Origin of the sequence: Pantoea phyllosphaerae (assembly GCF_051025595.1) — a bacterium.
Taxonomy (GTDB): domain Bacteria; phylum Pseudomonadota; class Gammaproteobacteria; order Enterobacterales; family Enterobacteriaceae; genus Pantoea.
Genome location: NZ_JBPFDE010000029.1, coordinates 1 through 5089, shown reverse-complemented (window position 1 = coordinate 5089; position 5089 = coordinate 1). Strand labels below are relative to the sequence as shown.

Here is a 5089-nt window from a genome sequence, read left to right as displayed (position 1 = left end):
CAGCATGTCCAGCATGTCCAGCATGTCCAGCATGTCCAGCATGTCCAGCATGTCCAGCATGTCCAGCATGTCCAGCAAGCTTAACGTCTTACGATAGGCCTTAAAAAGATCATTTCAGCCAACCATCCGGATATATATTTTTTTACTCAGGGGGCAATAATCAGTCTGGTTTTTCTTTAGACATGAGACTCTGGCCCACGCCGATAATAACCCCACAGCCAATTGATATTTCAGCACCTTTTATCAAATCACTTCTATTAAAATCAAAATCACCCACTAAAAAATAGGATGCTAATGAGATAAGTAACTTACAGCCAATAAGAAATATAGAAAGCCCAATAATCCATAAAACCACCAACAATACTAAAAGCTTCAATTTTTTATTTGGCATTATTTTTCTCCAATTTCTTCTGAAATTTTTCCGCCAAGCTTTGTGCAGAACTTCCAAGGTATTCAGAACCGGCAGATTCAGCGACCGCCCCTGTTATCTTAGGTATCGTAAACTGAGGGATGGTGGCCTGCACCTTCTCCACTCCTTTACCTATAGTTGCGCCGCCGAGAGTTCCTAAACCTGCTCCGATCATCGGCGCTGCGGCATCTTTTCCTTGCAAGCTAGCTCCCACATACGCTCCAGTAATACTCACTGCTTCCGTAAACCAGAACCCTTTACCCTGAGTTACTCCGCTGATACCTGTGGCAATAAGTGCATCAGTAGCACTGAACGGTTCCCCACTATTTAGCTGATTAAACACATTAGCCGCACCACCGATAGCGCTTGCACCGATGACACTTCCTGCTGTTGCTGTAGCTGGCAAAAGAACAGGCGCGACAACAGTGGTCGCTCCCCCCCCCCAAGCTGTTAACAAGCCGGTTGCCGCGTTCTGGCCATCAGGTAATTGCCCTGTCACCAGCTTATCAGAGGCATACTTAATTTCTTCTGTTGTTGCCGGGTTTAGCACTTTGCCCTTTTCATCTATGAGGTTGGTATTATTTACCAGTGAACCCTGAGCCTGAACATTGTTCCAGAAGCCGGTGCCGAACCCGTCAAGGCCAGATAGTGCATTATTCTCAACCGCATTCCTCCCCGCCTGCGCACCCGCCACCGCACCTGCCGTGCCGTGCTGTCACCCGTCACGCCGCCCGCCAGTCCGGCCGCCAGCGTCCCCAGCGCGCTTATCGTCTGGCGCTGCTCCTCCGTCAGGTCCTCACGCTTAACCCCCGGATACATCTGCTGCGCAATATACTCGCCCATCGCCGCGCCCGAGGCGCCCGCCAGCGCGCTGTTGCCCGCCGCGTAAGCCGTTACCGCGCCCACCACCGCGTGCGCCATCAGGTTCGCCTGTACGTTGACCGAACCATCCGGATTCAGCGTCTGGTTATGAATAATTTCTGCCAGATACGGTGCAGACCCGCCGGTTATTGCCTGCGCCAGGTTGCCCCCCGCCAGACCCTGCACCGCCGCCGTCGCTGCCTGAATCGCCTGCTGAACCTTGCCCCCGGTGCCGAACCCGCTCTCACTGAATGCCTGGTTATAAAAGGTCTGGTAAGCCTGCCCGCTGATGTCGCTGGCCGTCGGCTCTTTCCCCGGGTTCGCCTTCCGCCATTCCGCTTCCGCCGCCTTCAGCTGTCCCGGCGTGACCGCCTTCATCCGCTCATTCGCGGCTTTCGTCGCCGCTATCTGCCCCTCCGTCCGGGCAATGTCCGCCGCCTGGCTGCCAATCTCCCCAATCAGCTGCGCCTCCTGCAGCCGGTTCTGCTCACGCTCCTTGTCGAATATCGGCGACAGCGTCGGGTTCGCATGCGCCACGTCCCGGCTCAGCCCGCTCACCTCCTGCGTCTGGTTATCCCGGTCGCGGATAACTATCGCGCCCTCGCTCACCGCCGCCTTCGTCGTTGAGCTGTCGCTGCCGCTGTGGTTCGCCCCCACCAGCAGCCCGTTCGCCATGTTCCCGGCAAACTGACCCGCGATGCTGCCCCCGGTGCTGATGCCCGCGCTCTGGTGCTCTACCTTATAGTCCGCGTGGTTCTCGATGTCGCTGAACCCCAGCGTGCCCGTCTCCAGCCGGTTTTTATCCGCCGCCGCGGTCGAGCCGCTTACTGCCCCGTCCAGCTGAACGATTATTTATAGGCTTGTGTTTACTACCGAATGTTATTTTTCTTCTCTTCATAATCTTGTAAATATTTCTCAATAGGATACGCAGTCCCAAGTTCATGAATTTCGCCAGTATCCTTGTCTATTATAAAGGGCGCATTACCTGCAAGCTGAGTAGAAAAATCCCCGGTTTCAAGATATTCTCGAGATTGAAAACAAAAAAAACATCCTTCACAAAAACGCCCCTGAAGTGTAATGACCACTGGAATATCATTATTTCTTAAATAATTAGAAGCCTTCTCGACAGCCTGTTCAAAATTAACCATTAATTTGCCCTCAATAAATGAAACGATTTAAACTGACTAAGGTCAGCAGACTTGCCCGTTTGCCCATCAAGGAACCGGACTACTCCGTTTTGATTTACAACGTTAAATACATGTCCAGGTTGTCCAGGTCCATATGAACCAAAAACAATTTCCCTTGAACCAGATCCTGCATGTGTCATCTGCTGCGTAATAGTTTCTGATGAGGAAACATACTTAAACTTAGTACCATATTATTTTTCTAAAACAGACAACGGAACACCATTTTGATGGTTAACAGGTAAAGCTGAGGCCGGATTCCCGCTTAATGTAGCATCTGTAGCAACAGAGCAATTTACACAATTATGTGTCCGGCCTGACACAGGATATCGTCGCGGCTCGCGGTGGGACGGTCTTAAGGCTGAGGTCGCGGCCTGCATGAAGCACCGTCTGGCTCGACTTGCAGCTGTTGGCAACCTGCGCCGCAGATGTTGTCAATATGGGTGCGGACAGTGAGATCGACACTGGCGACCTTGATGGTGACCGCCATGTTTGTGATGTTACCGCCCCAATCGTGACATGCCCAACCCGCTGCCACAGTTGACCCTCAATGGTTTCTTGATGGAAGCTCTCGGCTTCAACACCGGAGAGCCGGTCATTGTCAACATAGAGCACGAGCGGCTGGTGATTTAGGCGGAGCTTAAGATCTAAGCAGTAAAAAAGATGATCCCGGCGCGGAAGCCGGGAGCAGTATCATTTTAATATATAATCGAACTTATCATCGAAGTTTAATTCGATATCCTGCTTTCTTACTCTCTCTAATACCTCCACTATTCTATTAAACGTATCCCCTAAGCGCTGTCTGGTTGTATCTGAATTCGTCCATACCAGTGTTACTGGCCGCTCAACGTCGTTGCTTAATCGATCCCATAGCGCATTAAGGTTTTTTCCATAATAGGGACCAAAATCTAATGTCTCTGACAAAACACCATGAAAATCAGATTCGGTATGTATATTTAAACCATCTAAAATAATTTCGCGTTTAATCACTTCCATTTACCTATCGATGTTGCTGTTTCATAGTGATCAGTAGTGATATACAACAAGCCATCACTCGAATACAACAACCTTGTTCCTGGTTGATTGCTTCTTGACATCGTATTATTCAACCCTATATCAGCCTCACGCCATACTCTTCCTGGCGAAGACGGTAAGAGGTTATTTGAATTTTCGAAGATATCACCGCCTAATTGCCCACCGGGATTGGTATTATTCAATGCCTTTCCAGGTTTCCAGCCATTAGCAGCAGCTTGTGCCTTATTTACGTAATTCGATGGTAATCTCCCGGTAGTCCGCAAGCTATCTACAACATCATTTGCTGCTTCAGTAGTCCGTAAGTCTAACTTTAATCCAGCGTAGTTTGTTGCGCTATGAGCTTCATTACCTATAAATCCAGCAGCAGCCGACTCTGCTTTCCCGGCCGCTTTAGCAACAACTTTCTCCGTCAGTAACGCACCACCTTTCACCACCCCGGCACCGCCAGCCAGCAATCCTGCTATATCCGTAACCAGCTTGCCGCCTTCAACGCCCGCGTTAAACGAGCCGCTGGCCCCGGCTTTCTGGTACTCCACTTCCATCCGGTTAATACGATCAATATAAGACTGCTTCACCGCATCCGAAACGTTACCCAACACATCGCCGCTGTTAAACAGCGTTTTCAGTGCTTCGTAAGTTTCAACCGGGCTGCTGGCCGTTTTCACAATCCCGTCAACGGCATCATACAGCCCCGCCGGAACCCCGGCTATCATACCCGCAGCAAAGCTACCATCCTGCCCAAGGTCAATCGCCGTCCATTTGGCCTGCGTCTGCGCTTTACAGGCCACGGTATGACATTCTGCCAGTTCCGTTGTTTTCTGAGCCTTCTGCGCATTACTCAGATAATTATTCTCAACCGCATTCCTTCCCGCCTGAGCCCCGGCCACTGCGCCTGCCGTGCTGTCACCCGTCACGCCGCCCGCCAGCCCCGCGGCTAATGTCCCCAGCGCACTTATCGTCTGCTTCTCGGTTTCCGTCAGGTCACCAACAGCTTTCCCCGGATAGAGTTGCTTCATCACCAGCTGCGCCATCAGTTCGCCGCTGACTCCGCCCGCCGCGCCTGCCAGCGCTGAGTTGCCGGACGCATACGACGTGACCGCACCAAGCACCGCGTGGGCCATCGCTTTTGCTTCCGGGTTGCCTTCCGTCAGCTTATGTATCTGCTCCGCCAGGTAAGGCGCCGCAGCGCCGCTCACAGCCTGACCAATATTTCCGCCCGCCAGACCCTGCACCGCCGCCGTCGCCGCCTGCATGCCTTTTTGCAGCGCGCTTCCTGTGCCGAACGGCGCCATCGCCGTGTTGTACGCCTCCTCCGCTATCTGGTCGGCGGTTGGGTTCAGATTGCCTTTCCCGGCCAGCGCCTCTTTTGCTGCCTGAAGCGCAGCCGGGTCACGCTTCGCCTTCTCGCCCGCTATCTGCCCCTCCGTCCGGGCAATATCCGCCGCCTGGCTGCCTATCTCACCAATCAGCTGCGCCTCCTGCAGCCGGTTCTGCTCCTTCTCCTTGTCGAATATCGGCGACAGCGTCACCTGGCTGCCCGCGTTCACCTGGGTCTCGGTGTGGGTGACGCCGCTGCCCTGCTCGCTGCCTTTGCCCCTGT

4 protein-coding genes and 3 pseudogenes are annotated in these 5089 nt (G+C 52.8%); 1 reads left to right on the top strand and 6 read right to left on the bottom strand.

All coding sequences use genetic code 11. From position 1 onward, the window contains the following. Window positions 1-160 precede the first annotated feature (160 nt). The 4 genes and pseudogenes from ACR6A7_RS20960 to ACR6A7_RS20945 all read right to left on the bottom strand — a co-directional run bounded on the left by ACR6A7_RS20960 (window position 161) and on the right by ACR6A7_RS20945 (window position 2834). Window positions 161-391, bottom strand: coding sequence for a hypothetical protein (locus ACR6A7_RS20960; protein WP_434127131.1), 231 nt, complete (start codon window positions 389-391; stop codon window positions 161-163). 496 nt (window positions 392-887) lie between these two features. Continuing rightward, a pseudogene (locus ACR6A7_RS20955) lies at window positions 888-2113 on the bottom strand (VENN motif pre-toxin domain-containing protein); the annotation flags it as partial. Window positions 2114-2139: 26 nt separating this feature from the next. Further along, window positions 2140-2418 (bottom strand): YrhB domain-containing protein, encoded by a 279-nt coding sequence (locus ACR6A7_RS20950; protein WP_434127130.1) that lies wholly within the window; start codon window positions 2416-2418, stop codon window positions 2140-2142. Beyond that, window positions 2418-2834 (bottom strand): annotated as a pseudogene (locus ACR6A7_RS20945) (toxin glutamine deamidase domain-containing protein). The gene ACR6A7_RS20950 and the pseudogene ACR6A7_RS20945 overlap by 1 nt, the downstream one beginning before the upstream one ends. A 130-nt stretch (window positions 2835-2964) precedes the next feature. Between ACR6A7_RS20945 and ACR6A7_RS20940 the strand changes: the two are divergent. Further along, window positions 2965-3087, top strand: a pseudogene (locus ACR6A7_RS20940) (SymE family type I addiction module toxin); the annotation flags it as partial. Between the two features lie 60 nt (window positions 3088-3147). Here ACR6A7_RS20940 and ACR6A7_RS20935 read toward each other — a convergent pair. Together ACR6A7_RS20935 and ACR6A7_RS20930 are read right to left on the bottom strand one after the other, a co-directional pair. Beyond that, window positions 3148-3450: a barstar family protein gene (locus ACR6A7_RS20935; RefSeq protein WP_434127129.1), complete on the bottom strand. Its 303-nt coding sequence runs from the start codon at window positions 3448-3450 to the stop codon at window positions 3148-3150. Further along, window positions 3441-5089 (bottom strand): VENN motif pre-toxin domain-containing protein (locus ACR6A7_RS20930; RefSeq protein ID WP_434127128.1); only part of this gene is annotated, 1649 nt, incomplete at its 5' end. The genes ACR6A7_RS20930 and ACR6A7_RS20935, both read right to left, overlap by 10 nt.